The sequence below is a fragment of the Ruegeria sp. TASC047 genome, from assembly GCF_059612445.1.
On record NZ_JBXWQP010000019.1, the window covers coordinates 271,573 to 297,941 of the forward strand.

Consider the following 26,369-nt stretch of genomic DNA (forward strand, 5'->3'; position numbering starts at 1 on the left):
GGACGGTATCAGACCAGAACCGAACCTTTGCTGTCGATCACGCCCTGCGTTTCGGCCTCGCCCAGCAGCATCTCGTTATGTGCCTTGCCCGACGGGATCATGGGGAAGCAATTCTCGTGCTTTTCGACCAGACAGTCGAAGATGACCGGGCCGTCGTAGTTGATCATCTCCATGATCGCATCGTCCAGATCGGCGGGGTCCGAGCAGATGATGCCCTTGGCCCCGAAGGCCTCTGCGAGTTTGACGAAATCGGGCAGGGCTTCGGACCAGGAATGCGAATACCGCTCGCCATGCAGCAGTTCCTGCCACTGGCGGACCATGCCGAGGCGTTCGTTGTTCAGGATGAACTGCTTGACCGGCAGGCGGTACTGAACGGCCGTGCCCATTTCCTGCATGTTCATCAGCCAAGAGGCTTCACCGGCGACGTTGATTACCAGCGCGTCAGGATGTGCCATCTGCACACCGATCGAAGCCGGGAAGCCGTAGCCCATCGTGCCCAACCCGCCCGATGTCATCCAGCGGTTGGGATCTTCGAACCCAAGATATTGTGCCGCCCACATCTGATGTTGCCCAACCTCGGTCGTGATATAGCGATCATGCTTTTTCGTCAGCTCTTCAAGACGTTGCAGCGCGTATTGCGGTTTGATCGACTTTTCGCTGTTGGTGTAGGACAGACAGTTGATCTTGCGCCACTCAGAGATCTGCGCCTGCCATTTCTTGACGGCTGCCGCATCGGTCCTGCGCCCGCGTGACTTCCACACCTTCAGAATGTCTTCCAGTACATGCGCCACGTCGCCGACAATCGGGATGTCCACACGGATGACCTTGTTGATCGAAGACGGATCAATATCGATATGGGCTTTCTTCGACTTTGGAGAGAACGCGTCGATGCGCCCGGTGATCCGGTCGTCGAACCGTGCGCCGATGTTGATCATCAGGTCACAGCCATGCATCGCAAGGTTCGCCTCGTAGAGGCCATGCATCCCCAGCATCCCCAACCAGTTTTCGCCCGACGCCGGATAGGCACCCAGACCCATCAGGGTTGAGGTGATCGGGAAGCCCGTGGAATCCACCAACTCGCGCAGCAACTGGCTGGCTGCGGGGCCAGAGTTGATGACACCACCACCCGTGTAGAAAACCGGCTTCTTGGCTTTTTCAATGGCTGCAACAAGTTCGTTGATTTCCTCCAGATCGCCTTTCAGCACTGGCTGGTAATGCGAGGTCGAAGGTTTGGGACTGTTGTATTCACCCGTGGCAAACTGCACATCCTTGGGAATGTCGATCAGAACCGGGCCGGGACGGCCCGACTTGGCCACATGGAAGGCCTCGTGCAGCGTCTCGGCCAGCGAATTCGTGTCCTTTACCAGCCAGTTGTGTTTGGTGCAGGGGCGGGTGATGCCAACGGTGTCGGCCTCCTGAAAGGCATCCGATCCGATCATGAAGGTCGGGACCTGCCCGGTCAGAACCACAATCGGAATCGAATCCAGCAACGCATCAGTCAGGCCGGTAACGGCGTTTGTGGCACCGGGACCAGAGGTTACAAGCGCAACACCCGGCTTACCGGTCGACCGCGCATAGCCTTCGGCGGCGTGGATTGCACCCTGTTCGTGACGTACCAGAATGTGGCGAATGTCGTTTTGCAGAAAGATCTCGTCATAGATCGGTAGGACGGCGCCACCGGGGTATCCGAATACCGTGTCCACGCCCTGATCCTTGAGGGCCTGAACCACCATCTTTGCGCCGGTCATCTCACGTGTCATCTGCTTTGCTCCGTTCGCGACATGTGTCTTGCGTTTGACAAAAAAAAGCCCCCGAATTTTCGGAGGCGCATGGGTTCGATTATGGTTTACCGTTACCGGCCCATGCGCGTGGTTCCTACGATTACGACTAGCGTTCTCATCGCCAGAGGCTCCTTTTTGCTTGGAGTGGACATTATGGTCGGGGGGGAGGAGCGTCAACAGACAAATCCACCAATTTTCTATCTCAATGGCGGTATTTTGCGAAATTTTGTTGCGCAGATTGCCGCATGCCGGGAATTTCCGGGAAAAGGGAAGTCGTTTTTCTGAGGGCGGGACAGGTATGAAGGTCTGAATGCGTCAGGCCGATGTCTGAAATTGGCATGATCCGGTGTTTTGTCTGGGTCACGCTGATCTTGTGGTCGCAAACGAGGGAGGCGGAGCATGTTACAGGACCTGGTAGATCTGGGACGATATCCGATCGATCGCCCGGATTCGCCAGCTTACAGGCGATTGATCGAGGATCTGCGGCGCGAGTTGGAACAGGACGGATGTGCGGTTCTACCGGGTTTCGCACATGCACAGGGGATCGAGCTTTTGGTGCAAGAGGCCGACGAGGTGGCGCCCAATGCACACCGGTCTTTCAATCGTACAAATGCCTATTTCACCAAAGACGACCCACGGTTCGACGCCGCCCATCCGATCAGACGGTTCTATGACCGTTCGAACGCGTTTGTTCCTGCCGACAATTTTGCGCATTCCGGTCCTTTGCGCAGGATTTACGAGTTTAGCGGATTTCTTCCCTTCATTCGGGATGCGCTGGATGAGCCTGAGGACCGCTTCTTTCGTTACGACGACCCACTGGCAGACGTGATCATCAATGTCGTGGAAGAGGGGCAGGGCTTTCCCTGGCATTTCGACACCAACAACTACACCGTGACACTGGCGATCCAGAATGGCGAGCAGGGCGGTGCATTCGAATACGCGCCCAATCTGCGCTCAGTCGAGGATGAGAATTTCGATCAGGTCGCTTCGGTTCTGGATGGAAACACGGCGCGTGTTCATCGGCTGGAATTGCGACCTGGGGATTTGCAGATATTCAAAGGCCGCTATTCTCTGCACAGGGTCGCACCGGTCAAGGGCACGCGGCGGCGGTATGTGGGTATCTTTTCATTTGTCGAGGCCGAAGGCATGTGCGGCGGGATCGAACGTACGCAGCAGCTTTATGGACGCGTGTTGCCGCATCATTATGAGCGTGCGGGTTTGCGAAAGGATCAGTTGCTGGATTGAAGGGGCACTACCGGAGGTGAACGCTCCCGCCCGCCGTCAACGCGCCTTTGGCGCGTCTTCTCTGGTTGGGCCGGGCAGCGCTGCGCGCTGCGGTTGCGCAAGGATCAGAAACCGACCCCGGTGCCTTGCAGCATGCCATGTTCCAGCGCGTAGCGGGTCAGCCCGGCAGTCGAGGAAATTCCCAGTTTGCGCTTGATGTTCTTGCGATGCGTTTCAACCGTGCGCACCGAGATATCCAGCTTTTGCGCAACCTCTTTGTTTGATTTGCCCTGCGCCAGTTCCAGCAGAATTGTTTGCTCGCGCCCTGTCAGCGCCTCGCGTGCGTTGTCACCTTTGGGTTTCAGGGATCCACTTGCACCGGTGCACAGATACTGCTCACCCCGCATGACCGCATCGATGGCCTGCTTGATCTCTTCGGTTGGGACATCTTTGAGAACATAGCCTTTTGCGCCGTGGCTGAGCGCGGTCGAAATGTATTCGGGGCTGTCATGCATCGACAGGATCAGGATGCGCGTACCGGGGAGGCGTTCCAGAATGATTTCCGTGGCGCTGAGTCCGCCGAGGCCAGGCATGTTCAGGTCCATCAGGATGACATCCGGGGCGAGGCCAACCGCCTGATCCACCGCGGCCTGACCGCTGCCGAGTGTTCCAACCACTTCGATATCGTCGTAGCTTTCAAGGATCGACTGAATGCCCTCGGCCACCATGGGATGATCGTCGACAATAAGAACTCGGATGTTTTTGGCGCTCATGTACCGGCCTTTCGGTTCGGAGTTGCGTCTTCCTGCGGTGGCAACAGGTGGCTCAGCGGCAGACTGGCCTCGATCACCGTTCCGCCGCGCGGTCCGCGTGATGACAGAATACGCAGCGATCCGTCAAGTTGTTCAATTCGCTCCTGCATGTTGCGCAGGCCGATGCCGGTGGTCGGGGTCCCGGATTCTGCGCGCAACCCACGGCCATTGTCTGTGATCCGCATGGTTGCGCCTTTCTTGTGGCCACGCAGGTCAATCGTAACATAAGAGGCATCCGCGTGGCGTTCGATATTTGTCAGCGCCTCTTGTGCGATGCGATAAAGCGCGATCTTGCTGTCCTGATCCAGCCGGTTTCGGAAAACGACGGTGGAAAATTCGGTCTCGATCCCGGTTCGTTCGCGAAAATCGTCGGTCAGAGCCTTCAGCGCAGGTCCAAGGCCAAGGTCGTCCAGCACGCCGGGGCGCAGGTCGCGGCTGATGCGGCGCACCTCGGTGATGGCGGTGCGAAGATGGTCGATGCCTTTGTCCAGCGGATCGCGCGCACCCGCATCATCGCCGCGCAACAGACGGCGGCGCGCATTGTCCAGCGCATAGCGTACACCCACAAGGATCTGGCTGATGCCATCATGCAGTTCGCGGGCAACCCGGCCGCGTTCCTCTTCCTGCGCGTCGAAGACACGTTGCGTCAGTTCCTTCAGCTTGGCATCCGCCAACCGTCGCTCGCGAATGTTCAGCAACATGCCCGAGGCAAACACAATCAGAACGGCGGCAACAACAATGGCGCCGATATACATGAAGGTGCGTTGCACGCGGGCCTCGACCTCGGCTCTTGCGTTGGCGACCGTGGCGACAATGTCGTCAATGAAGACCCCGGTACCCACGACCCAGCGCCAGTCCTGCAACCCGACGACATAGGCGATCATTTGCGCCTCATCCCCGGTCGAGGGTTTTTCCCACATGAAGCTGTGCCACCCGGCCCCCTGACGGGCGAGGCGAATGAACTCATCAACGATAGGCGTTCCATCGCTGTCGGTCAGACCTTCCCAGTTGCGGTTGATGAATTGTGTCTGACGGGGGCTGACCAGATTGTTGCCATCATAATCGTAAACGAAAAAGAACCCGTCCTGCCCATAGATCATTGCCGAGAGTATCTGCGAGACAAGGTTCTTTGACACCTCGTCATCCGGTTCAGCGCGGCCATAGATATAGGCAAACCCATTTCGCGCCTGCGTCACGTAGTTGCGAAGTTCTTCTTTCTTGGCCTCGATCAGGCTGCGCTCCAGGGCTTCGATCTCGCGCTCGGCGGTCGCACGCGCCTCATAGGCTACAAGCACAGCGATTGCGGCCACGGCCACAACCAGCGGGATTGCGGCCACCAGCGACAGTTTCTGCGCATAGGTCAGCGAGACCAGATGTCGAAGTCTTTGCATGGACGAATCGATACGCAAGCGGCGTCAAAAATGCAAAAAGATTGGCGTTGGTCTGTGAAATTTCGGTGTTTGGGCCGTTTTTGTTGGAGTTTTCGTTCGGAAATTTCACCGCATCCCCAAAAGAAATCGATTCTCTACGCAGTAGTAGGTATTCCCTTTCGCTTCGCTCACATTAGGCTGACGCGCACTGAATGCGACAGGTCCGGTTCTGCCGGATCGTGACTATGAAGGGGAGGAACACTCATATGGATCGTCGTTCATTTCTGAAAAAATCCGCGCTGGGCGGTTCGGCAGCTGCAGCAACCGCTCTGGCGGCTCCGGCCTATGCACAGGGACAGCGCACACTGACCATGGTGACCTCGTGGGGTCGTGGTCTGGCTGGCGTGTTTGACAGCGCGCAGCGTTGTGCCGACAGCATCAACGCCATGTCGGATGGCAGCCTGAATGTTGAAATCAAAGCGGCAGGCGAACTGGTTGGCGCATTCGAGGTGTTTGACGCGGTGTCGTCCGGTCAGGCCGACATGTATCACGCCGCTGACTATTACTTTGTGGGTCAGCACCCAGGTTACGCCTTCTTTACGGCTGTGCCTTTCGGCATGACCGCACAGGAACTGGTGAACTGGTACTATCATGACGGCGGTATGGAGCTGCATGATGAGCTGGGCGAAATCTTTGGCCTGAAGTCCTTCCTGGCCGGTAACACCGGTGCGCAGGCGGGCGGCTGGTTCTCGAAAGAAATCAACAGCCCTGAAGACTTCAATGGTCTGAAGTTCCGTATGCCCGGTCTGGGCGGCAAAGCACTGGGCAAACTGGGCGCTTCTGTTCAGAACATCCCCGGTTCCGAAGTGTATCAGGCGCTGTCGTCTGGCGCGATTGACGGAACAGAGTGGATCGGACCCTGGGCCGACGAAAAGGCGGGCTTCCAGGAAATCACCAAGACCTACTACACCGCGGGCTTCCACGAGCCGGGCGCAGGTCTGTCGCTGGCAACCAACCGCGACGTGTTCAATGAACTGACCCCGGCCCAGCAGAAGATCATCGAGATTGCTGCCGCAGAAGCACACCAGTGGAACCTGGCGCAATTCCTGGCCAACAACGGTGCAGCGCTGCAGCGCCTGCAGGCCGGTGGTGTCAAGGTCCTGGAATTCCCTGACAGTGTCTGGGATGCGTTCGGCAAGGCCAGCCAGGAAGTTCTGGACGAGAACATGGGCGATGAGCTGTTCAAGAAGATCCACGACAGCGCAATGCCGTCGATGGCGGCTTCGTCGGCATGGAACAACCTGTCGTCGGGTGTCTACACCGCACAGCGTGACCGTGTTCGCGGCTAATCCTTCCTGATCAAAGGAAAAACGGTTTCCCCGCACCTTGCGGGGAAACCTTTCCCGTTGCGTGAAAGGACTTGGGCAAGCCACAATAGGCCTGCGCGCAACTGAGACGACCTGGGGACAACATGCAGGACGAAAACGGTATCTCGTTCTTCGGCGCCCTGTGGAATGGACTGGTCTGGTTCATTCAGAACATTGCCGAAGCCTTCTATAATTTCGGATATGCGATCACGCATCCGCAGCTCTGGCTGGACTGGTCTGACAAGGCGTCAATCATGCGCTTTGTGTATTACGGCGGCTCGGTCGAGTTCTTCTTTGTGGTGTTCACCTTCTTTTTGGTTCTGACAGCCGTTGGGTTGTACTACCGGAATTTCATGTGGGCTGTTGTGCGCGGCCTGGAAGGTTTTGCAAACACCACCGGGCGGTTCTTTGCCTGGGCGGGTCTGCTGATGGTGATTCAGCAGATTGTCATCGTATTCATGCAACGGGTCTTTACCCGTCCTGATATGTCCTTCGGTCTGGGCATACCGTTCCAGATGGATATCAGCTGGTTCGCGGAAGAGCTGAAACTGTATAACGCCATGGTCGTCTGCCTGTGCTGTACCTACACATTTGTGCAGGGCGGGCATGTGCGCGTTGATCTGATCTATGCCGGTATCAGCCACCGCGCCAAGCGTGTGGTCGATATGTGCGGCGCGTTGCTGTTCATGATGCCAATGGCGGTGCTGACCTGGATGTACGGCTGGTTCTTCCTGTGGCGTCACTTGATCGTGCCGAACCCTTCCGCCAGTGATGCGTTGGACCGTCTGGTTGCCAAATCCCGCGCCCTGCGTTGGAACGTGGAAACCATCGGGTTCAGCCCCAACGGGTTCAATGCCTACTTCCTGTTCAAGATCCTGCTGGTGGCGTTTGCAGCCATGGTGTTTCTGCACGCCATCGCGTTTTTGTACCGGTCGTATCTGGAATACGTGGAAGGACCGGACAGCATCGGAAAATACCTCGACAAGGACAGCCTTGGTGAGGGTGAAGAAGCCTATGAAGGCGCGCATTAAGGGCGGAGAAAAAGACAATGCTATTCGGACTTGATGGCGTCGAGATAGGCCTCATTATCGTATTCTTTTGCCTTTTCGGGGGCATTCTTTCCGGCTTTCCGGTGGCTTTTGCCATCGGCGGGGCAGGGATTATATCCTTTGGCATCATCGCCGCGCTGGACAGTGCGGGGTTGCTGATCCACCAGGCGATTGACGTTGGATCGCAAAGTTATCGGGACCTTGTGAATTCCGGAATCAAGCCGGACACCATATCGGTGTTCCGATACCCGGATTTGCCAAGGCTCGCCGAACCGGTTTTTGCCTCGGGCTGGGAGACCGCGCTGGACCGGAACGTGTCGTTCATCGTGAACCGTATGAACGAGCGCGTGCTGGCCGGGCAATCCATCGAGACCCTTCTGGCCGTGCTCATGTTCGTTCTGATGGGCATCACGCTGGAACGTTCAAAGATTGCCAACGATCTGCTGACGACGATGGCACGTGTTTTTGGCCCGCTTCCGGGTGGTCTGGCCGTGTCGATCGTGGTTGTGGGGGCTTTCCTTGCGGCTTCAACCGGTATCGTTGGCGCAACCGTTGTGACGATGGGCCTGCTGGCGCTTCCAACCATGTTGCGCAACAACTATTCGCCGGAACTGGCGACCGGTGTGATCGCGGCATCGGGCACCTTGGGGCAAATCATTCCACCGTCGATCGTGATCGTCCTGCTGGGCACATTGGCAGGGGACCTGTATTCGACAGCGCAGGAAACCCGGGCTGTTGAAGCCGGTTGCACCGACGCGCTGACCTTTCTGGGTGAACCTGCGGTTGTCTCGGTCGGGACATTGTTCCAGGCGGCATTGCTACCGGGGATCATGCTGGCGTTGCTCTACGCGCTCTACGCCTTTGGCTATGCGCTGTTGAACCCACACAAGGCTCCTGCTGTGGCTGTGTCCGGTGGCTCCGGGGAACCCATTACCCGGTCGGAAGGCCTGACATGGTTGCTGGGCGCGCCGGTTGCCCTGATCGTCGGCGCGATCCTTTTGGGCAATGTTGGTGTGATCGGAAGCCAGAATATCTCGGTCTCGGCCTTTTCGGACATCGGCGAGGGTGCGTCGCTGCGGACCAACGTGTCGGCAGAGTGCAAGGCGTCGATGATCGACCTGCATGGGCAGGCTGCCTGGGATCAGGCTGTTGCCGAGCAGGAAGCTATTGATGCCGCTGGCGGCACAACCGAAGCGCATCGCCTGACAGAAGAGGAACTGGCGGCCGAACAACAAAAAAGGATTGCCGATGCGGCGCCGATTGGCACTGGTGTGGCGGTTACCCTTGTTCTGCTGGGGCTGACCCTGGTTCTGGGCCGTGGTATCGCACCGTCGCGGTCACCGCAGCCGCTGATCCTTGGCGCGATCGGGCTGTTGCTGATGGCATTTGTCGATATCCTAATGATATCGCCTACCACATCCTCTGGCGTGACTTTCGTGTTGCTCGCCCTGCCGTTCGCGCTCGCCATGTATGGCTGCAAAGAGGCTGCGGCGCGCTGTGCCACAAACGATCTGATCCGCGTGGTCTTCCCGCCGCTTGTTCTTATCATCGCGGTGCTGGGCTCGATCCTGGGAGGTGTCACCAATCCGACACCGGCGGCTGCGCTGGGCGCGGGTGGCGCGATCATGCTGGCGGCCTACCGCAAGCTGCAGGATCAGGGCCGTTCGGGCAAAGTGGTCATCTGGTCGACTTTCGCCGTTGTCATTGCATTGCTGATGGGGGTCAACTTTGACCTGCGTATCAATCAAGGCAGTGTGACAGTAGAAACCTGGATCGCCTTCATCATTGCTTATGCGGCCTACCTGTACGCTTTGTTCGGTCTGCTTTACGGGTGCTGGGTGCTGTATTCCAGCGGTGTATTGACCCCGGTGGTGCGCGAGACGGCCAAGGTAACCTCGATGGTATTCACCATCCTGATCGGATCGCAGTTGCTGAACCTCGTGGTGATTTCATTTGGAGGGGAGCATTACATTCAGCAATTCCTGAAGAGCTTTGACAACGAGTTCACGGTTTTCCTGATCGTGATGCTGGTGCTGTTCATTCTGGGGTTCGTGCTGGATTTCCTCGAGATCATCTACATCGTGATCCCCATTGTGGGCCCTGTGATCTATGGCGGCTCGTTCGATCCGAAATGGGTCACGATTATGGTGGCGGTGAACCTTCAGACGTCGTTCCTGACGCCACCTTTCGGGTTTGCGTTGTTCTACCTTCGGGGGGTTGCGCCGAAGGAGGTAACTACAGGTCATATTTATCGCGGGATCGTTCCGTTTGTTCTGATCCAGGTGATGGGGATCGCGATCTTGTGGTTCTTCCCGACGATTGTCACGATCGTTCCGGACCTGATGCCAAACTGATCCGATCCGGAAGAGAATATTGCAAAGGGGGCCGATTGGCCCCCTTTTCTGTTTATTTCGGGCAAGGGGCCAGCCCCTTCTTGGCCTGCGGCCAATTCATCCCCGGGATATTTTTGGCCAGATGAAGATGCGGATCAGGTGAACTGGATCAGGTCCCAGCGATTGCCGAAGGGATCACGCCAGACTGCGACGACGCCATAGGATTCGTGGCGTGGTTCTTCTTCGAAGTGAACATCCCTGGCGCGCATGTTCGCATGGTCGCGATAGAAATCATCGGTTTGCAGGAAGAACCCAACGCGCCCGCCGGTCTGGTTGCCTATGGCGGGGGTTTGTTCAGGTCCGTCAGCCTTTGCCAGAAGAAGGCAGCCGCTGTCCGAACCGGGAGGCGCGACCAGAACCCAGCGCTTGCCATTGCCGAGGTCGATGTCCTTGATAAGTTGGAAGCTGAGCGTCTTTGTATAAAACAAGATGGCGTCGTCGTAATCCGGCACCACAAGGGTGACGGCATGCAGGCTTTGTTTCATCGCGCGGTCAGCCTTTGGTCGGGTGCCGGTCAGGGAGCTGGATATTGGCGACCTGTTCGGCGATTGGCGGCGCCGACAAGGGGTGATGCAATGTGCCGGTATAGGCATCCGGATCGCTGATTTTCTGCCAGCCCCCCTGAATATAGGCCTCGAGCCCTGAAAACTTGGCTTTGTAGCCCATCTTGGGGCTGCCGGGGACCCAGTACCCCAGATAGATATAGGGCAGGCCCGCCTCAAGTGCGATGTCGATATGGTCGAGGATCATGTAGGTGCCGAGTGAGTTTTGCGGCTGTTCCGGGTCGTAGAAGGAATAGACCATACTTAGACCGTCATCGAGCACATCGGTCAGGCTGACGGCGATCAACTCGCCCGTTTCAGGATCGGCATATTCCACAACGCGGCTGCGGATCGGTGTTTCCTCGATCATCGCGGCGAATTCGAAAACATCCATGTCAGCCATGCCGCCATCGGCGTGACGGGTATCAAGATAGCGGCGGAACAGCTCGTATTGTTCATCCGTGGCCCATGGCGAAGTTGCGCGGCGTTCCAGGTATCCATTCCGCCTTGCTGCGCGCTTCTGGCTTTTGGTCGGCCGGAAGGCTGAAACATCGATCCGGGCCGACAGGCAGGCTGCGCAATCCGTACACGAAGGACGGTAGAGTACATTCTGAGACCGGCGAAATCCTTGTTGAGACAGGGAGTTGTTCAGCTGTTCAGCCCCTTCGCCTTGCAGGGCGGTGAACAGTTTACGTTCCATCCTGCCGCCAAGATAAGGGCAGGGCTGCGGTGCCGTGACATAGAATTGTGGCGCAATTGGCAGCGTATGTCGCATGAAATCCCCATCCAACCTCGGGAAGGATGATAGCAACCGTTCCCGAGACCGCCAAGTGTTTCACGCAACCTTGCGTCAGGCCCGTTGGTTGATCATCACGGTGCCCAGAAAACTGTCGGTCAGACCCTGGCCACGGGCGCTGGTCATCATCATGATGACCGAGATGATCTGGACCACGGGAAAGGCCATGCTGACAAAATAGCCGGCAGTGTGGGCAAGCGCCTTGCCCAAGTCCATTCGTTCTCCGAACGCGTCACGCAGCTCGATCCCCATAAAGCGCATTCCCAGCGTGGCTGAGCCGTTGGCGATGGTCACCACCCGGTAGACGAAACTGACAACGGCGTAGATCAGGGCCAGGAAAAACAGACCCAGAAACGCAGTAAAGAGGATTGCCACCGTGCAAAGCAGCGAAATGAAGGCGATATCGAACAGCCAGGCGACAAAGCGTTTGGTTGTCACGGAACGATAGAAATCGGGTTGGGTGTCCGGGTTTGGCAGATGGTTCATTCGATAGGTCCGAAAAACTGGGGTAGGGGCACCCTGTCCCAAAACACCGGGGCAGGGCAAGGTCAATCAGGCGGGCTCGCCCTTGCCATCTTCGTCATGGTTCTCGCGGGCGCGTTCATCCATGAATTGGTCGAATTCGGCCTTGTCCTTGGCGTCACGCAGGCGGCGCAGGAATGCTTCGAAATCCTGTTGTTCGCGTTCCAGGCGGGCCAGTGTATCTGCTTTGTAGGCGTCAAAGGCGCTGTTGCCCGAGGGCTTCATTGCACTCATGTGGCTGTGCCAGGATTTGCGGCGGTTGCAGGATTTGCTGAACATGCGTTTGCTCCAGATCATATAGGCCAGTAGGGCAAGGCCAACGGGCCAAAAGAAGATGAAACCAAGAACCATGGCGGCGATCCAGGCCCCTTTGCCTTTGTCATCCAGCCAGGCTTCGGTTCGATAAAGCCATCCCGGATTCGCGGGGACGGCGGGGTCGGACAATGCGGTCATTTGAGCTCTCCAGGGTTGATGTAAACTCTATTCACATTGCATAGATGGGGTATCGTTTGGTTGGGTGCAAGGGGTAATGTGAAAAAGATTTACATTAAGCAATCCGGTTGACGTTTCAGGATCTGGCTCGCAGGGTCTGGGTATGGATATGACGGACAACAAAGCTGCCCCTGCACTAATGGACATTCTTGAACTGGAAACGCAGGTCTGGGTGGCGCTGGTTGAAGGCGATGCAAGCGCCGATCGCGCCTTGCTAAGCGCGGATTTTCTGGGCGTTTATCCCACGGGTTTTGCCAATCGGGACGATCACGTCGGGCAACTTGCAGATGCGCCGACGATGGCCGAGTTTGATCTGAGTGACACTCGGTTACGCGTTCTGACCCCGGATATCGTCTTGCTGTCCTACCGTGCCGATTACCTGCGCCCGGGCGCAGATCGGCGCGAGGCAATGCTGATTTCATCTTTGTGGGAAAGAAGAAACGACGTTTGGGTCAACAGCTTCAGTCAGGATACGCCGGTTCAGGTAACCTAATCAGAATGCCCCATTGACGATTACGCGCCGCAATGCGCAGGGTGCGCGCATGACTGACGCTCTTGCCATTACCCGCCTTCCGCGTGCGTTTGATCCGTCTCTGGGCGATGAAACCCGCGCTCTGATACCTGATCTGTCGCAGGAGATGGGAGAGCTGGTGGCGGGAACCGCCGGGTCCAGCCCATATCTGAAAGGCCTGATCGAGCGTGAAAGGGAATGGCTGCCTGATGCCTTATTGCGCCCGGATCAGGCGCTGTCTGAAGTCATGGCGGATGCGCGTGAGCTGCCGCCGGATCAGCTGAAATCCGGCTTGCGGCAGGCCAAGCGGCGTGTGGCGCTGTTGACCGCGCTTGCCGACATTGCAGGTGCCTGGCCGTTTGAGAAAGTCACCGCGGCGCTGACCGATTTCGGTGCACTGGCCGCGGATACTGCGGCCAAGGCCGAGATTGCGACGTTGATCCGGCGCAACAAACTGCCGGGTATGACCGAGGACGATATCGAAACTGCCGCCGGGATGGTCATTCTGGCCATGGGCAAGATGGGCGCGCATGAGCTGAACTACAGCTCGGATATCGATCTGATTGTGCTGTTTGATGAGACGCGGTTTGACCCCGATGACTTCTACGAGGCCCGGCAGGGCATGGTGCGGGCAACGCGGAACTTCTGCGCGACGCTCAGCGACAAGACTGCCGATGGCTATGTTTTCCGCACCGACCTGAGGCTGAGGCCAGATCCTGCCGTAACACCGGTCTGCATGGCGATGGAGGCCGCTGAACGGTACTACGAAAGCCTCGGCCGCACGTGGGAGCGCGCGGCATATATCAAGGCCCGTCCCTGTGCCGGAGACTTGGCCGCGGGTCAGCGGTTTCTGGACACATTGCGCCCTTTTATCTGGCGTCGCCATCTGGATTTTGCTGCCATTCAGGACGCGCATGATATGCGTCTTCGGATTCGCGAAAACAAAAGTACGGGCGGGTCCTTGTCGATTCCCGGCCACGACATGAAGCTGGGGCAGGGCGGTATTCGCGAGATCGAGTTCTTCACCCAGACCCGTCAGCTGATCGCAGGTGGTCGCGATCCGGATTTACGGGTGCGCGGAACGGTTCCGGGGTTGGCGGCGTTGGCGTCAAAAGGCTGGGTGCCGCAGGATGTCGCGGATAAATTGACCGATCATTATCGGGCACATCGCGAAGTCGAACACCGCATTCAGATGGTTCATGATGCACAGACGCATAAGGTTCCGAAATCATCGGAAGGCATCGAACGTATCGCCTGTCTGATGGGGATCGGCGGCGATGAACTGAAACAGGACCTGAAAAATCGCCTGACCGAAGTGCACGAACTGACTGAAGGATTTTTTGCGCCTGGACCCGGTCCTGCACCTGCGGCGGCGCAGGATGTGGAGTTTGACCAGAGTGTTCTGGCCCGGTGGACGACCTATCCGGCCTTAAGGTCCCAGCGCGGGTCGCGGATTTTCGAACGGTTGCGGCCCGAGTTGCTGTCGCGTCTTGCCAAGACCGCCAAACCGGATGAGGCGTTGATGGCGCTGGATGGGTTTCTGTCTGGCCTTCCCGCCGGGGTTCAGCTGTTTTCCTTGTTCGAGGCCAATCCGCAACTGATCGACCTGCTGGTCGATATCGTTGGCACATCTCATGCTCTGGCTTCGCATCTGTCGCGCAATGCCTCGGTTTTCGACGCGGTGATCGGCGGCAGTTTCTTTGCCGATTGGCCGAGGCAGAAGGCATTGCAAATCGAACTGGCCCGTGCGCTGGCGGAAGAGCCTGACTATGAAACCCGGCTCGACCTTGCACGGCGCTGGTGCAAGGAATGGCATTTCCGGGTCGGCGTCCACCACTTGCGGGGTCTGATCGACGGGGCACAGGCAGGTCGGCAATATGCAGAACTTGCACAATCGGTGATTGCCGCCATCCTGCCATATGTTGCCGAGAATTTCGCCCGCAAACACGGGCCCGCCCCGGGGCGCGGAGCGGCGGTGTTGGGCATGGGATCGTTGGGCGCAGGACGGATCAATTCGCAATCCGATCTGGACATGATTGTGATCTATGACCCGCAGGATCAGGACATGTCCGATGGTCCGCGTCCTCTGGCCACGCGCACCTACTACGCGCGGTTCACGCAGGCGCTGATCACGGCACTTTCGGCACCGATGTCACAGGGGCGGCTGTATGAGGTCGACATGCGCCTGCGCCCGTCCGGCAATCAGGGGCCGGTTGCCACCAGTTGGGCCAGCTTTACCAATTATCAGCAGAATGAGGCCTGGGTGTGGGAACATCTGGCCCTGACCCGTGCTCATGTCGTTGCGGGTGATGCCGGTTTGGCAAATGATATCGAAGCGTTTCGCGTCGGGTTTCTGTCGCGACCACGCGAGCGGGACAAGGTTTTGCGCGAAGTCGCCGAGATGCGAACGCGTCTGGCCGCAGCCAAGGCACCCGCCGGGATCTGGGATGCCAAAAACGGGCCCGGCCGCCTGATGGATATCGAACTGATGGCCGAAACCGGTGCCTTGCTGGCAGGGACTACGGCACGCGACGTGTCCTCGGGCCTCGATGGTGCCGTCGCTGCCGGGTTGCTGGATGTCGCGCAGGCGCAATCCCTGAAAGACTGCTACAGCCTATGCTGGTCGGTGCAATGTGCGGCCCGGCTTCTTTCGGGCAAGGTCATCGAGGCGGAACAGATCGGTGAAGGAGGTGTGGATTTCCTGTGCCGCGCCACCGGGTTTGAAGAGGTCGATGCACTGCAACGGGCATTGCAGAAGAGTTACACAACCGCGGCCGACCTGATCGGCAGCGTGATCCAAGAGGGCGAAGATGGCACGCAGCACTGATCCCAATGACCACAAAGGTCTGATCCAGGAAGCCTATCGCATCGAAGGCATCACCTTGCCGGAATGCCGCAGCATATTTCTCGACTGGGCGCTCAGCCTGCCCGAAGAGCGTGACCAGAACTCGGCGCTGACCGAATTGCACGCGGCATACGCGCTGCACAGCCCGGATCATCCCATGACTCAGGTTCTGTCCGAGGGCCTTCAGGCGGCCCAAACCCCGAAACGGCGCGGTGGGTGGCGCTCACGAAACCGCTAGGGCTTTTCCATCGGCATATTCGCGACTAAGAGTGCGTCATGACCCAATCTGCCGACCGCCCCCGTATCCGCCTGAAACCCAAAGCCAACGCGCGCGGCCTGCGCCATGGCTTCCCTTGGGTCTATGCAAATGACATCGTCACCGACCGCCGCACGCGCAAGATCCCCGCAGGCGCTCTGGCGATTCTCGAGGATGACAACCGTGCAGCGCTTGCGCTGGTGGCCGTCAATCCTGACTCAAAAATCATGTGCAGGGTGCTGGATCACGACACAAACGCGCAGTTGGACAATACTTGGTTCGAAACCCACCTCAGCCGCGCCGTTGCACTGCGTGAAACTCTGTTTGATGCGCCTTTCTATCGTCTGGTCCATGCCGAGGCCGATGGCTTTCCCGGTGTGATCATCGACAGGTTTGGCGATAGCTGTGTCATCCAGCCCAACGCGGCTTGGGCCGAGATGCATCTGGATACGCTCACCGACGCGCTGATCAAGGTCGCAGGCGTGACGACGGTGCTGAAAAACGCCTCGGGCCGTACGCGCGGGCTGGAAGGGCTGGACGATGAGAACCAGACTTTGCACGGCACCGCACCCGACGCACCCCTGCCTGTGCCGATGAATGGTGCCACGTATATGGCCGACCTGACCGGAGGTCAGAAAACCGGCCTGTTTTACGATCAACGCCCCAACCATGCCTTTGCCGCACGGCTGGTACATCCCGGAGCGCAGGTGTTGGACGTGTTCAGCCATGTCGGCGGCTTTGGTCTGGCAATGCTGGCCGCAGGTGCCGGACAAGCCCTGTCCGTCGATGGGTCTGCTGCCGCGCTGGAACTGGCCACCAAAGGCGCTGCGGCATCGGGCCTTGCCGACAGGTTCCAGACACGGCAGGGCGACGCGTTCGATGTTCTGACCCAATTGGGGGACGAGGGTGCGGCGTTTGACGTGGTTATCTGTGACCCACCTGCCTTTGCCCCCTCAAAACAAGCGCTGGACGCGGGGTTGCGCGCTTATGAGCGTATCGCACGGCTTGCCGCACCTCTGGTCAAACCCGGCGGCTATCTGGGGCTGTGCTCGTGTTCTCATGCCGCCGATCTGGGGCGGTTCCGCGACGCCTCCTCCCGCGGGATCGGCCGGGCGGGTCGACAGGCGCAACTGATCCACACCGGATTTGCCGGGCCGGATCACCCGCAACTGCCGCAACTGGCGGAAAGCGGCTACCTCAAAGCGGTGTTCTATCGCCTATGAAGGCTGTTCTCGACACTTGCGTCCTCTATCCCACGGTCATGCGCGAGATGCTGTTGGGTGCCGCGCGATTGGGGTATTTCACTCCGCTCTGGTCCGCCCGCATCCTCGAAGAATGGGCCCGCGCCGCCCGTAAGTTGGGCCCGACGGGTGAGGCGCAGGCGCGCTCCGAGATCGTGTTGGTGCAAGCGGCCTGGCCGGATGCTGAACGTCCAGCGAACGAGGGTCTTCAAAACCGTCTGTGGCTGCCGGACGCCGCAGATGTCCACGTGCTGGCCACAGCAATCGCTGCTTCCGCTGATCTGATTGTCACGGTTAATGCCAAAGATTTCCCCAGAAATATCCTGACTGATGAAGGGCTTGACCGGCAAGATCCCGACAGCCTGCTGTACGGATTCTGGCAATCCAATCCAGAAGGCATGAGCACACTTGCCACTCAGGTCCTTGCCGAAGCCAATCGCCTCTCAGCCGAAAAATGGACCCTTCGCGCGCTCATGAAAAAAGCCCGGCTTCCGCGATTGGGCAAGGCACTCGCCACCTGAGTGTGTTCCAGCTTCATCTGGCCCAAAATATCCCGGAGAGCGCGAGAGGCTGGCCTCTCGCAGCACAGGCTTCACTGCTGTGCCCAACGTTGTTCAAGCTTTTCCAGCGCCGCAACACGTTCATCTGTCTTGGGATGGCTCATCAGCCATGCCGGGACCACCCCGGCGCGTTGCTGTGTCAACTCTTCCAGCTTGTGAAACAGTGATTTCTGCGGACCGATTCCGATACCGGCTTTTGTCAGCAAGGCGGCCGCATATTCATCCGCTTCATACTCATCCCCCCGCGACAGGCGCGAGGCGATCAGTGCGGTCAACGCGTTGGCAATCATCGCTCCGACAAAAGGGATGAACCGGTTCAGGACCATGATCAGCGCCGTGCGCATCGCATTCTGCCCTGAAAAATCGATCATCCGCCGCCGCGCGTGACCTAGTGCCACATGGCCCAACTCATGCGCGATTACACTGGCCATTTCCTCAGCCGAAACCTCGCCGTTGCGGAACTTGCGGTAAAATCCCCGCGTGATGAATATCCGCCCGTCCGGCGCGGCCAGCCCGTTCACCGGGTCGATCTCGTAGATATAAACCGGAACCCGCTCGATCTCGAGCGCGGCAGCCAGTCGGTCGGTCATGCTCTTGAGGGTCGGGTCAACAAGTTCGGTCGACTTTGCGTCGAGTTCCCGATGGGTGCGCCAGACGGAAATCCGGTACATCACAATTCCATAGGCAATGGCCAGCAGGATAGGGGTCAGGCGAAGCATGGGCTAGATATGGGTTTTCAACACCCCAAGAGCAAATGGAAAATAATAGCTTTTCTCTGTTCTGCTGCATTTCAAAGTGAGGCTGCAGAACGCGACCGTGTTCATGGATCGCTTTCAGGTTGCGAAAGCGTAAGTCCAATTTCATAGCAACGTTCCAAAAGCGCCTGTCGCCGCGGGGCTGATCCGGTCGCACCATGCAACAGCTCGAGTTTCCGGGGTGAAAACCCGAAATACCCGAACGTGCCTTTGGTCCAGAGTGTCTCAAGCGCGTCGGTGTATCCTTTGGCTTCCATTTCGTCAGAACGCGCACCGGCTGGCACCAACAGTAATCCTGTTCGCGACCTCTGGAGGGACTTTTCCGGGTCGTCCAACTGATCGTAGGCCCAGCCCCACATCCATACGCGGTCGACCCAGCCTTTCATCATCGAAGGCATTCCCCACCAGAACAACGGAAAGGCCAGGCAGATTGCATCGGCGCGCGCAATCCGTGTTTGTTCCGCAAGTATGTCTTGCGGTGCGCCCGTGCCTGCTTCGCCTTCTATATCCGCCATTGACCAGCGTGGATCGAACCCTTCTGCATGCAAATCCGCAACCTCGGTGGTATGGCCAGCCGCCTTTGCACCTTCGCAGAGTTTCGCGACAGCGGCGGCCGTAAAGGAGTTCGGCTTTGGGTGATCCAGGATTGTCAGCAGATGCACAGTCAACTCCTCAGGTTTTCGAACGGCAACCGGGATACTGTGAAAGCTCAACCCTGCTTGAGGTCAAGGTTAAATCAGCAGGAATACCTGAAGGTGTGTTTCACCGCGTCAGCTCGCGCACTCCCTGTTCCAGACCAGCCAACGTCATGGGCACCATGCGATCTTCAAAGATGTCGCGGATCATGCCGATGGAATGAGTAAATTCCCAGTATTTCTCGGGCACCGGGTTGATCCACAGGTTTGACGCCCACTGTTCGCGCGCGCGTTGCAGCCAGACCTGACCGGCTTCCTGGTTCCAATGTTCATTGGCACCGCCGGGATAGGCGATCTCATAGGGGCTCATCGAGGCGTCGCCGACAAAGATGCACTTGTAGTCGGATCCATAGGTGCGCAGCACTTCGTGGGTCGGGGTCTGTTGGTTCCAGCGGCGGCGGTTGTCGCGCCAGACCCCTTCATACAGGCAATTGTGAAAGTAGTAATATTCCAGATGCTTGAACTCGGTTCTTGCAGCGGAAAACAGCTCTTCAACCACCTTGATATGCGGGTCCATCGAGCCGCCGACGTCCAGAAACAGCAACACTTTGACGGCGTTGTGACGCTCGGGCCGGGTTTTGACATCCAGATAGCCATGCTCGGCCGTGGCACGGATGGTGCCGTCCAGATCCAGCTCTTCGGCTGCTCCCTCCCGCGCCCAGCGGCGCAGGCGTTTCAGGGCGACCTTGATGTTGCGGGTGCCCAGTTCAACCGTGTCGTCGAGGTTCCTGAATTCCCGCTTGTCCCAGACCTTGACGGCACGCTGGTGGCGGCTTTCTTTCTGACCAATACGGACGCCTTCGGGGTTATACCCGTATGCCCCGAACGGAGAGGTTCCTGCGGTACCAATCCATTTGTTACCGCCCTGATGACGGCCTTGTTGTTCCTTGAGTCGTTCGCGCAGTGTTTCCATCAGCTTGTCGAAACCGCCGAGCGCTTCGATCTCGGCCTTCTCCTCGTCCGACAGGTGTTTCTCGGCCATCTTGGCGAGCCAATCGGCTGGGATATCGACAGCTTCCAACACCTGATCGAAACTGATCTCGCCCAAGCCCTCAAAGCTGGCGGCAAAGGCGCGGTCGAACTTGTCGATATTGCGCTCGTCCTTCACCATCGACACGCGGGCAAGGTAGTAGAACGCTTCGACATCATAGGTGACCAGACCCTTTTTCATGCCTTCCAGAAAAGTCAGATACTCCCGGAGCGATACCGGTATGCCAGCTTTGCGGAGGTTTTCGAAAAAGGGCAGGAACATCGCGTCACGCCACCATGCGAAGCAGAACCAGCGAGATCACCAGCCCCACAAGCGCAAAAGCGATCCCATATCCGGCGGCATACTGCGCCATGTCGGCGCCGTTTCCATTGCGTTTTTTTGCGGTCAAAGCGCCCAGGATTGCACCCAGTATCGCCATTCCCAGTACTAGCAACATATGTGTTTTATCCGTCTTTCGTGCTGTCAGCGGGGCGTCGGCCACTGTTTTGAGCCATAGATTGAGCCACCAAATCCGAACCGAACCCGTATCGCGCCCATCCAAGGCTGTCCAGCCTGACGGCACGTGCCTGCTGCAATTGACCGGCCTGTTTCAAGGCCTCGGACTTCAGCAGCAGCAAGGTGGCCAGAAGCGAAGCGTTTTCCGCGCGGGTCATCACGTCGATGGCCTGATCCAGTTCGGGCAGGACCTCGGGCCCGCGATCCTGCGCAAGCGCAAAGGCTGCGGTCTGGGTTGAGACATAAGCCTGATGAACCTCGGTTCCGGGCGTCGCGCGAAGAAATTGTTGCGCGATCTTGAACTGCCGCTGGGCTTCTGCCGGGTCACGAAACTGCTCCATCCGGCCCATCAGGTAGTGGGGATAGGCGCGGCGGTGGTCTGTCCATCCCAGTTGCTGCCCGATGCGGGCTGCCTTTTGCGCGGCGCGCATCTGTCGGGGGGAACCCGGCCCCGGTCCAAGTGATTTCTGGATCGCGTTGATCCACTCTCGGGGGGTATTTGTGGGGGGTTGCGCAGCTAGTCGGTCGCCGCGTGGATTCAGACGGCTGAGAATTCCGGGGATGACGGCAGCGACCTGATCGCGGGTCATGCCGGTGTGCAGTTCAGGCGCATAAGCCGCGCGCAGGATCAGCATGTCGAACCCGGTCAAGACCGTATGAATATTGTCGTCGTTGAACACCGAATCCGGCAGATGATAGAGGTCGTTCAGAGGACCAAGGGCCTGTGCCAGTTCTTCGTGCAGGCAATCGCGCATTTCCTGCGGGCTGACATCGTAGGGGATAAAAATCCCCAATCTTTCGCGCTGGCGCAGCTCAACCCAACTGCTTTTGGTTTTGCGGCGGTCGCGCTGATACTCAGCCAGGCTGGACGCGTTTGGCACCACGAAACAGGCCGCGTTTGGCAGAATTTGCAGAATGTCCTTCTGGCTGACCGCTTCGATCGTGATATTGGCCTGCCCGTCGTTGATTTGTCGGATGTTGATACCCGCCTCGCGCTTCAGGCGGTTCAGCAGGCGGGTCAAATCCTGCTGCATACTTTGTGTCGGCGATCCGGTCAGGCGAACGGTGATCGGCGTTTCGAACCGGGTGAACACGGGCAGTGCGGCCCCGCTCTCCAGTTCGAAATGCAGGGGCAGGAAATCCGACGCGATGTTTTTGTTGGACCGTGCCGGTGGCGAAGGGCGGGGTGCCGCAAAAGACTTGGCCGGCGGCAACGCCACTTCGACATATGGGACATCGTTCCCGAGTTCGATCGTCTCGACAGACGTGCAGCCAGCGATAACCAGCGCCAGAAAAAGGGCGCCCATACGCATCATGGGCGGGCGTACTTGATGAACGGTGTCAGGGTGCCGATGCGATCATAAAGGTGGCGCGCCGTTTGGTTGAACTCTTGCGTCAGCCAGTAAACGGATGGGGCGCCCTGGCGATCCGCCTCTTCATAAACCGCCTGAATCAAGGCGCGACCGACGCCCGTTCCTCGCGTTTCAGGTCGGGCGAACAGGTCTTGCAGATAACAGACCTTTTCCACTTTCCAGGCGTGGCGATGAAACAGGTAATGCGTCAGCCCGACCAAAACGCCATCCTGTTCCGCGACAAAACAGGAAAAATCCTGCGGGTCGTCGCCCACCAATCTGGAAAAGGTCGTTTCATACACGTTTTTTGGCAGGGTGGTTTCATAATACGCCAGATAATCCCGCCACATTTCGGCCCACTGATCTTTGTCCTCGGCCCGCAGGGTTCGGATTGTCAGAGCGTTCGCCAAGTGATGACCCCAATACTGCTGCTTTGAAACGCGGTTGCGTCAGGTATCTCGATGCTGACACCCGGGATACCCAATGGCAAGCCGTGATCACAGAATGTTCACACGCAGGCTAGCGTTTGCCACGTGCCATGAAAGCAAGACGCTCGAACAGATGCACATCCTGTTCATTTTTTAGCAAGGCGCCATGCAGCTTCGGCAGCGCGCTGGCCCCGTCACGCCTGAGGTCTTCCGCCGTCAGGTCTTCGGCCAGCAACAGCTTCAGCCAGTCCAGAACCTCTGAGGTCGAGGGTTTTTTCTTGAGCCCTTGCGTCTCGCGGATTTCATAGAATTGCGTCAGCGCGGCGGTCAGAAGTGCGTCCTTGATGCCGGGGTGATGCACATCAACGATCCGGCGCATGGTCGCCTCATCCGGAAAGCGGATATAATGGAAAAAACAGCGGCGCAGGAAGGCGTCGGGCAGCTCTTTTTCGTTGTTCGAAGTTATGATGACGATGGGGCGGTGCTTGGCCCGGACCGTCTCTCCCGTTTCATAGACGTGGAACTCCATCTTATCGAGTTCCTGCAACAGGTCATTGGGGAACTCGATATCCGCCTTGTCGATTTCGTCGATCAGCAGAACAACCTTTTCGTCGGCGTCAAAGGCCTGCCACAACTTGCCCTTGCGGATATAGTTCGACACGTCATGGACACGCTCTTCGCCCAATTGGCTGTCACGCAGGCGGCTGACGGCATCATATTCATAAAGACCCTGCTGCGCGCGGGTGGTGGATTTCACATTCCACTCGATCATTCTCAGCCCCAGCGCACCGGCCACTTGCCTTGCCAATTCGGTCTTGCCGGTACCGGGCTCGCCCTTCACCAGCAGGGGGCGTTCCAGCGTGACAGCGGCGTTCACGGCAATAGTCAGATCGTCGGTGGCGACATATTCGGCTGTACCTTGGAAACGTGCGGTCATGGGCCTCTCGTGCGTATATTGTGTTGGACGGGCAGGTTGTGGTTTCCGGGTTACAGAGCGGCAAGGTTTTTTACAACCCGCGTCCCTGCGTCGCCCGGCGGGAATTGTGCTGTAACTCCAAGCCCTTTTGCTTGATTCCGATATAGACCAATCCCGGGCGCCGTGCCTCTCGCCCTAAAAAAGCCTGTCAAATTTCATAGAAATACAAGGTTTTGTTGATGTTTGTCTCATAGTTAGACAAATCCGCGGGGGTGCACTGTTGCGCAACGTTTGTGTAGTGACATTCCACCGTCCGTCGGCTAAACGCTGCGCAGAAGGGAGAGCCAAATGTCAGCTGAAACAGCCTCGAACGACGTTACTGGCCAAACCGAGGGAGCAAATATGAAGCAGGAAGTTTTTCTGCCGGAAGATTACCGTCCGGCCGAAGATGAGCCTTTCATGAATGATCGTCAGCTTGAGTATTTTCGCCGCAAGCTGCTGGATTGGAAGACAGAGTTACTGGCTGGTAGCCGCGACACCATCGAAGGGCTACAAGACAACACCCGTAACATTCCGGACGTCGCGGACCGCGCCAGCGAAGAAACAGACCGTGCGCTGGAGCTGCGGACCCGTGATCGTCAGCGAAAGCTGGTCGCAAAGATCGACTCAGCCCTGCGCCGGATTGATGATGGCGAATACGGGTATTGCGAAATGACGGGCGATCCGATCTCGCTGAAACGTTTGGACGCACGACCGATTGCAACCATGACACTTGAAGCGCAAGAGCGCCACGAGCGTCGCGAAAAGGTCCACCGCGACGATTAATCGCCGGGTATGTGTAAGAAATCCAAACGCCGGGGCCTGTGGCTCCGGCGTTTTTGCGTTATGCGGGTGTCATGAAGATAGACGGATTGAAATTCTGTGTAATCGGCGGTGGAATCGGCGGCCTGGCCTCGGCACTGGCGCTGCAACACCGTGGGGCGCATGTCACGCTTCTGGAGCAAGCCCCGGCCCTGACCGAAGTCGGTGCTGGTTTGCAGATCAGCGAGAACGGGATGCGCGTTCTTCATGCACTTGGCGTCACAGGTCTTTCTGTCGGGCAGAAATCCCATGGAACTGTCTTGCGCGATTACCGAAATGGGCGCGTGGTCAGTCGGCTGCCAGGCCCCGCAGCTGGTCCGACCTACTACTACCACCGTGCCGACCTTCTGAACCTTCTTCATGATGCGGCCTGTGACGCAGGCGTGGATCTCCGGTTGGGTGCCAAAGTTTCGCATGTGCAAAAGCACCCCAACGAGGCAGAGGTGGTCTTGGCGTCAGGCGAGCGAATTCGCGCAGAATGCGCCATTGCGGCCGATGGCGGCCGCAGTATGCTCCGCCCGGCTTTGAACGGGGCAGAGGTGCCGGAGTTCACGCATCAGGTGGCCTGGCGCGCCACCATACCCTGGCAGCCCGGTCATGATCCGGTTTCCGCATCCCTGACGATGGGGCCGGGGCGGCATGTGGTGACCTATCCGTTGCGCGACGAAAGCATGATGAACATTGTCGCGGTCGAAGAACGTTCGGACTGGCGGGAAGAAGGATGGCGTCAGACGGGCGACCCTGAAGAGCTGCGCAAGCGATTTGCAGATTTCGGTGGCCCCGTGCGCGACATTCTATCGAACGTCACGGATGTGCACCTGTGGGCATTGTTTCTTCGGCCTGTCGCGCAAAACTGGCAGAATGGCCGATTGGTTCTGCTAGGGGACGCGGCCCATCCAACATTGCCATTCATGGCACAGGGTGCATGTCTGGCGCTTGAAGACGCCTGGGTGCTGGCGCGCGCGTTTGACGAACGATCGGGTATCACCAGCGCGCTGGCAACCTATGAAACGACCCGCAAACCAAGGGCGCAGCGCGTTGTCGCGGCGGCCGGATCAAACGCGCGGAACTTTCATCTGCGCGGTCCAGCCCGATTGGCTGCGCAATGTGTGCTGAGGGTCGTTGGTGCCCGGTTGTCCCAACGCTATGAGTGGATCTACAGACACGACGTCACGGCTGCTTAAGGCCTCAAAGATCCAGGTCAATCCAGACGGGAACGTGATCGGATGGCTTTTCGTGCCCCCGAACAGCCGCATCAATCTGGCAATCCCGCATGAGGTCGGCCGCTTGTGGCGTCAACAGGAAATGATCAATCCGAATTCCGTCATTCCGGTTCCACGCGCCAGCCTGATAATCCCAGAAAGAATAGTGGTCGGGACCCTGCGTTGTCGCGCGGAAGGCCTCGGTAAAGCCAAGGTTCAGGATTTTTCGAAAGGCGGCCCGGCTTTCCGGGCGGAACAACGCGTCTTCCCGCCAGGCATCGGGGCGTTTGGCATCCTCGGCCTGGGGGATGATGTTATAATCACCCGCCATTAGCGCCAGCTCTTCTGATTCCATCAGACCCTTTGCGCGCTCATAAAGCCGTTCCATCCAGGCCAGCTTGTAATCGTATTTCGGTCCGGGTGCCGGATTCCCGTTGGGCAGATACAGCCCACAGAGGCGCAAGGCCTTTTTGCCCACGACGGTCGCCTCGATCCAGCGTGCCTGTTCATCATTGTCATCACCGGGAAGGCCGCGTGATACATCCTCCAGCGGAAGCCTCGACAGGATCGCGACGCCGTTGAAGCTTTTTTGACCGTGTGTTTCCACGTTGTACCCGCGATCTTCAAACATCTCGCGGGGGAAGTTTTCGTCGACGGATTTGATTTCCTGAAGAAGAACAACGTCGGGTTGGGCATCGTCCAGCCAGCGGGGCAGCGCCTCGGTTCGCGCCTTGATGCCATTGATGTTGTACGTGGCGATTTTCATGCGCGATCCTCCGAAACTTTGTGGCAACCTATCGCTCAGAACGGGCCCAGCGGCAAGTCGGAGATCGGATTAGCGAGGCTCTGCCTCGCGCTCCGGGATATTTTTAGCCAGATGAAGAAACGGATCCTTAACCATTTTTTCGATACT

26 protein-coding genes are annotated in these 26,369 nt (G+C 58.2%); 11 read left to right on the forward strand and 15 right to left on the reverse strand.

Features of this window, described 5'->3' with window-relative positions; genetic code table 11:
- Positions 1 to 8 precede the first annotated feature (8 nt).
- Positions 9 to 1,760: an acetolactate synthase 3 large subunit gene (locus AC2FLO_RS03865; RefSeq protein WP_496751402.1), complete on the reverse strand. Its 1,752-nt coding sequence runs from the start codon at positions 1,758 to 1,760 to the stop codon at positions 9 to 11.
- A gap of 420 nt (positions 1,761 to 2,180) precedes the next feature.
- On the opposite strand from AC2FLO_RS03865, the gene AC2FLO_RS03870 reads away from it, so the two are divergent.
- A complete protein-coding gene (locus tag AC2FLO_RS03870) occupies positions 2,181 to 3,026 on the forward strand; it encodes a HalD/BesD family halogenase (protein ID WP_496751406.1) in 846 nt (281 codons plus the stop codon).
- Positions 3,027 to 3,130: 104 nt separating this feature from the next.
- Here AC2FLO_RS03870 and AC2FLO_RS03875 read toward each other — a convergent pair whose 3' ends face one another.
- Positions 3,131 to 3,778, reverse strand: a complete 648-nt coding sequence (locus AC2FLO_RS03875; protein WP_480473305.1) for a response regulator transcription factor — start codon at positions 3,776 to 3,778, stop codon at positions 3,131 to 3,133.
- A complete protein-coding gene (locus tag AC2FLO_RS03880; protein ID WP_209503642.1) occupies positions 3,775 to 5,208 on the reverse strand; it encodes a cache domain-containing protein in 1,434 nt (477 codons plus the stop codon). The genes AC2FLO_RS03875 and AC2FLO_RS03880 overlap by 4 nt, the downstream gene beginning before the upstream one ends.
- Before the next feature lie 245 nt (positions 5,209 to 5,453).
- Here AC2FLO_RS03880 and AC2FLO_RS03885 point away from each other — a divergent pair, with 245 nt between their 5' ends.
- The 3 genes from AC2FLO_RS03885 to AC2FLO_RS03895 all read left to right on the forward strand — a co-directional run bounded on the left by AC2FLO_RS03885 (position 5,454) and on the right by AC2FLO_RS03895 (position 9,957).
- A complete protein-coding gene (locus tag AC2FLO_RS03885; RefSeq protein WP_267363846.1) occupies positions 5,454 to 6,536 on the forward strand; it encodes a TRAP transporter substrate-binding protein in 1,083 nt (360 codons plus the stop codon).
- Positions 6,537 to 6,658: 122 nt separating this feature from the next.
- Complete coding sequence (locus AC2FLO_RS03890) at positions 6,659 to 7,585, forward strand: TRAP transporter small permease subunit (protein WP_496751409.1); 927 nt, start codon at positions 6,659 to 6,661, stop codon at positions 7,583 to 7,585.
- A 17-nt stretch (positions 7,586 to 7,602) separates the two neighbouring features.
- Positions 7,603 to 9,957: a TRAP transporter large permease gene (locus AC2FLO_RS03895; protein WP_496751410.1), complete on the forward strand. Its 2,355-nt coding sequence runs from the start codon at positions 7,603 to 7,605 to the stop codon at positions 9,955 to 9,957.
- Between the two features lie 134 nt (positions 9,958 to 10,091).
- On the opposite strand, the gene AC2FLO_RS03900 is transcribed toward AC2FLO_RS03895, so the two are convergent.
- The 4 genes from AC2FLO_RS03900 to AC2FLO_RS03915 all read right to left on the reverse strand — a co-directional run bounded on the left by AC2FLO_RS03900 (position 10,092) and on the right by AC2FLO_RS03915 (position 12,309).
- Positions 10,092 to 10,481 carry a VOC family protein gene (locus tag AC2FLO_RS03900; protein WP_480584765.1) on the reverse strand — a complete coding sequence of 130 codons (390 nt, stop codon included), beginning with the start codon at positions 10,479 to 10,481 and terminating at the stop codon, positions 10,092 to 10,094.
- A 7-nt stretch (positions 10,482 to 10,488) separates the two neighbouring features.
- A complete protein-coding gene (locus AC2FLO_RS03905) occupies positions 10,489 to 11,313 on the reverse strand; it encodes an arginyltransferase (protein WP_496811635.1) in 825 nt (274 codons plus the stop codon).
- 75 nt (positions 11,314 to 11,388) lie between these two features.
- Positions 11,389 to 11,820, reverse strand: coding sequence for an RDD family protein (locus AC2FLO_RS03910; RefSeq protein ID WP_209596678.1), 432 nt, complete (start codon positions 11,818 to 11,820; stop codon positions 11,389 to 11,391).
- Between the two features lie 66 nt (positions 11,821 to 11,886).
- Positions 11,887 to 12,309: a DUF2852 domain-containing protein gene (locus tag AC2FLO_RS03915; protein ID WP_209503649.1), complete on the reverse strand. Its 423-nt coding sequence runs from the start codon at positions 12,307 to 12,309 to the stop codon at positions 11,887 to 11,889.
- A 148-nt stretch (positions 12,310 to 12,457) separates the two neighbouring features.
- On the opposite strand from AC2FLO_RS03915, the gene AC2FLO_RS03920 reads away from it, so the two are divergent.
- From AC2FLO_RS03920 to AC2FLO_RS03940, 5 genes are read left to right on the forward strand one after another with little or no spacing between them, the layout of a single operon-like run.
- Positions 12,458 to 12,841: a DUF4440 domain-containing protein gene (locus AC2FLO_RS03920; RefSeq protein WP_496751414.1), complete on the forward strand. Its 384-nt coding sequence runs from the start codon at positions 12,458 to 12,460 to the stop codon at positions 12,839 to 12,841.
- 49 nt (positions 12,842 to 12,890) lie between these two features.
- Positions 12,891 to 15,686: a [protein-PII] uridylyltransferase family protein gene (locus tag AC2FLO_RS03925; RefSeq protein WP_496751416.1), complete on the forward strand. Its 2,796-nt coding sequence runs from the start codon at positions 12,891 to 12,893 to the stop codon at positions 15,684 to 15,686.
- Positions 15,670 to 15,942, forward strand: a complete 273-nt coding sequence (locus AC2FLO_RS03930) for a hypothetical protein (RefSeq protein ID WP_480558098.1) — start codon at positions 15,670 to 15,672, stop codon at positions 15,940 to 15,942. The genes AC2FLO_RS03925 and AC2FLO_RS03930 overlap by 17 nt, the downstream gene beginning before the upstream one ends.
- Positions 15,943 to 15,980: 38 nt before the next feature.
- Positions 15,981 to 17,183 (forward strand): RSP_2647 family RNA methyltransferase, encoded by a 1,203-nt coding sequence (locus AC2FLO_RS03935; protein WP_496751418.1) that lies wholly within the window; start codon positions 15,981 to 15,983, stop codon positions 17,181 to 17,183.
- The gene (locus tag AC2FLO_RS03940; protein WP_480584752.1) at positions 17,180 to 17,722 is read left to right on the forward strand and encodes an RSP_2648 family PIN domain-containing protein; all 543 of its coding nucleotides are present in this window, start codon (positions 17,180 to 17,182) and stop codon (positions 17,720 to 17,722) included. Before AC2FLO_RS03935 ends, AC2FLO_RS03940 begins: the two co-directional genes overlap by 4 nt.
- A gap of 71 nt (positions 17,723 to 17,793) precedes the next feature.
- Here AC2FLO_RS03940 and AC2FLO_RS03945 read toward each other — a convergent pair whose 3' ends face one another.
- The 7 genes from AC2FLO_RS03945 to AC2FLO_RS03975 form a co-directional block, all read right to left on the reverse strand.
- Complete coding sequence (locus AC2FLO_RS03945; protein WP_496751420.1) at positions 17,794 to 18,480, reverse strand: M48 family metallopeptidase; 687 nt, start codon at positions 18,478 to 18,480, stop codon at positions 17,794 to 17,796.
- A gap of 101 nt (positions 18,481 to 18,581) precedes the next feature.
- A complete protein-coding gene (locus AC2FLO_RS03950) occupies positions 18,582 to 19,178 on the reverse strand; it encodes an NAD(P)H-dependent oxidoreductase (protein ID WP_496751422.1) in 597 nt (198 codons plus the stop codon).
- Positions 19,179 to 19,278: 100 nt separating this feature from the next.
- A complete protein-coding gene (locus AC2FLO_RS03955; RefSeq protein WP_496751424.1) occupies positions 19,279 to 20,463 on the reverse strand; it encodes a vWA domain-containing protein in 1,185 nt (394 codons plus the stop codon).
- Between the two features lie 4 nt (positions 20,464 to 20,467).
- Positions 20,468 to 20,638 (reverse strand): hypothetical protein, encoded by a 171-nt coding sequence (locus AC2FLO_RS03960; protein ID WP_209503658.1) that lies wholly within the window; start codon positions 20,636 to 20,638, stop codon positions 20,468 to 20,470.
- A 7-nt stretch (positions 20,639 to 20,645) separates the two neighbouring features.
- On the reverse strand, positions 20,646 to 22,013 hold the full coding sequence (locus AC2FLO_RS03965) for a DUF2927 domain-containing protein (protein ID WP_496751426.1): 1,368 nt from the start codon (positions 22,011 to 22,013) through the stop codon (positions 20,646 to 20,648).
- Entirely contained in the window at positions 22,010 to 22,459 is a 450-nt protein-coding gene (locus tag AC2FLO_RS03970; protein WP_496751428.1) for a GNAT family N-acetyltransferase, read from the reverse strand. The genes AC2FLO_RS03965 and AC2FLO_RS03970 overlap by 4 nt, the downstream gene beginning before the upstream one ends.
- A 109-nt stretch (positions 22,460 to 22,568) precedes the next feature.
- On the reverse strand, positions 22,569 to 23,414 hold the full coding sequence (locus AC2FLO_RS03975) for an AAA family ATPase (RefSeq protein WP_480504831.1): 846 nt from the start codon (positions 23,412 to 23,414) through the stop codon (positions 22,569 to 22,571).
- 381 nt (positions 23,415 to 23,795) lie between these two features.
- Here AC2FLO_RS03975 and dksA point away from each other — a divergent pair, with 381 nt between their 5' ends.
- Positions 23,796 to 24,218 carry an RNA polymerase-binding protein DksA gene (gene dksA / locus AC2FLO_RS03980; protein WP_209504868.1) on the forward strand — a complete coding sequence of 141 codons (423 nt, stop codon included), beginning with the start codon at positions 23,796 to 23,798 and terminating at the stop codon, positions 24,216 to 24,218.
- A 71-nt stretch (positions 24,219 to 24,289) separates the two neighbouring features.
- Entirely contained in the window at positions 24,290 to 25,438 is a 1,149-nt protein-coding gene (locus AC2FLO_RS03985) for an FAD-dependent monooxygenase (RefSeq protein ID WP_496751430.1), read from the forward strand.
- A gap of 4 nt (positions 25,439 to 25,442) precedes the next feature.
- Here the strand turns inward: AC2FLO_RS03985 and xth are convergent, their stop codons facing one another.
- Positions 25,443 to 26,222 (reverse strand): exodeoxyribonuclease III, encoded by a 780-nt coding sequence (gene xth / locus AC2FLO_RS03990; RefSeq protein ID WP_480584732.1) that lies wholly within the window; start codon positions 26,220 to 26,222, stop codon positions 25,443 to 25,445.
- Positions 26,223 to 26,369: the final 147 nt, after the last annotated feature.

What these genes read in the sequence shown, in the direction of transcription:
- AC2FLO_RS03865 (WP_496751402.1), bottom strand. Translation starts at nt 1,760, where the DNA reads ATGACACGTGAGATGACCGGCGCAAAGATGGTGGTTCAGGCCCTCAAG.
- AC2FLO_RS03870 (WP_496751406.1), top strand. Translation starts at nt 2,181, where the DNA reads ATGTTACAGGACCTGGTAGATCTGGGACGATATCCGATCGATCGCCCG.
- AC2FLO_RS03875 (WP_480473305.1), bottom strand. Translation starts at nt 3,778, where the DNA reads ATGAGCGCCAAAAACATCCGAGTTCTTATTGTCGACGATCATCCCATG.
- AC2FLO_RS03880 (WP_209503642.1), bottom strand. Translation starts at nt 5,208, where the DNA reads ATGCAAAGACTTCGACATCTGGTCTCGCTGACCTATGCGCAGAAACTG.
- AC2FLO_RS03885 (WP_267363846.1), top strand. Translation starts at nt 5,454, where the DNA reads ATGGATCGTCGTTCATTTCTGAAAAAATCCGCGCTGGGCGGTTCGGCA.
- AC2FLO_RS03890 (WP_496751409.1), top strand. Translation starts at nt 6,659, where the DNA reads ATGCAGGACGAAAACGGTATCTCGTTCTTCGGCGCCCTGTGGAATGGA.
- AC2FLO_RS03895 (WP_496751410.1), top strand. Translation starts at nt 7,603, where the DNA reads ATGCTATTCGGACTTGATGGCGTCGAGATAGGCCTCATTATCGTATTC.
- AC2FLO_RS03900 (WP_480584765.1), bottom strand. Translation starts at nt 10,481, where the DNA reads ATGAAACAAAGCCTGCATGCCGTCACCCTTGTGGTGCCGGATTACGAC.
- AC2FLO_RS03905 (WP_496811635.1), bottom strand. Translation starts at nt 11,313, where the DNA reads ATGCGACATACGCTGCCAATTGCGCCACAATTCTATGTCACGGCACCG.
- AC2FLO_RS03910 (WP_209596678.1), bottom strand. Translation starts at nt 11,820, where the DNA reads ATGAACCATCTGCCAAACCCGGACACCCAACCCGATTTCTATCGTTCC.
- AC2FLO_RS03915 (WP_209503649.1), bottom strand. Translation starts at nt 12,309, where the DNA reads ATGACCGCATTGTCCGACCCCGCCGTCCCCGCGAATCCGGGATGGCTT.
- AC2FLO_RS03920 (WP_496751414.1), top strand. Translation starts at nt 12,458, where the DNA reads ATGACGGACAACAAAGCTGCCCCTGCACTAATGGACATTCTTGAACTG.
- AC2FLO_RS03925 (WP_496751416.1), top strand. Translation starts at nt 12,891, where the DNA reads ATGACTGACGCTCTTGCCATTACCCGCCTTCCGCGTGCGTTTGATCCG.
- AC2FLO_RS03930 (WP_480558098.1), top strand. Translation starts at nt 15,670, where the DNA reads ATGGCACGCAGCACTGATCCCAATGACCACAAAGGTCTGATCCAGGAA.
- AC2FLO_RS03935 (WP_496751418.1), top strand. Translation starts at nt 15,981, where the DNA reads ATGACCCAATCTGCCGACCGCCCCCGTATCCGCCTGAAACCCAAAGCC.
- AC2FLO_RS03940 (WP_480584752.1), top strand. Translation starts at nt 17,180, where the DNA reads ATGAAGGCTGTTCTCGACACTTGCGTCCTCTATCCCACGGTCATGCGC.
- AC2FLO_RS03945 (WP_496751420.1), bottom strand. Translation starts at nt 18,480, where the DNA reads ATGCTTCGCCTGACCCCTATCCTGCTGGCCATTGCCTATGGAATTGTG.
- AC2FLO_RS03955 (WP_496751424.1), bottom strand. Translation starts at nt 20,463, where the DNA reads ATGTTCCTGCCCTTTTTCGAAAACCTCCGCAAAGCTGGCATACCGGTA.
- AC2FLO_RS03960 (WP_209503658.1), bottom strand. Translation starts at nt 20,638, where the DNA reads ATGTTGCTAGTACTGGGAATGGCGATACTGGGTGCAATCCTGGGCGCT.
- AC2FLO_RS03965 (WP_496751426.1), bottom strand. Translation starts at nt 22,013, where the DNA reads ATGATGCGTATGGGCGCCCTTTTTCTGGCGCTGGTTATCGCTGGCTGC.
- AC2FLO_RS03975 (WP_480504831.1), bottom strand. Translation starts at nt 23,414, where the DNA reads ATGACCGCACGTTTCCAAGGTACAGCCGAATATGTCGCCACCGACGAT.
- dksA (WP_209504868.1), top strand. Translation starts at nt 23,796, where the DNA reads ATGAAGCAGGAAGTTTTTCTGCCGGAAGATTACCGTCCGGCCGAAGAT.
- AC2FLO_RS03985 (WP_496751430.1), top strand. Translation starts at nt 24,290, where the DNA reads ATGAAGATAGACGGATTGAAATTCTGTGTAATCGGCGGTGGAATCGGC.
- xth (WP_480584732.1), bottom strand. Translation starts at nt 26,222, where the DNA reads ATGAAAATCGCCACGTACAACATCAATGGCATCAAGGCGCGAACCGAG.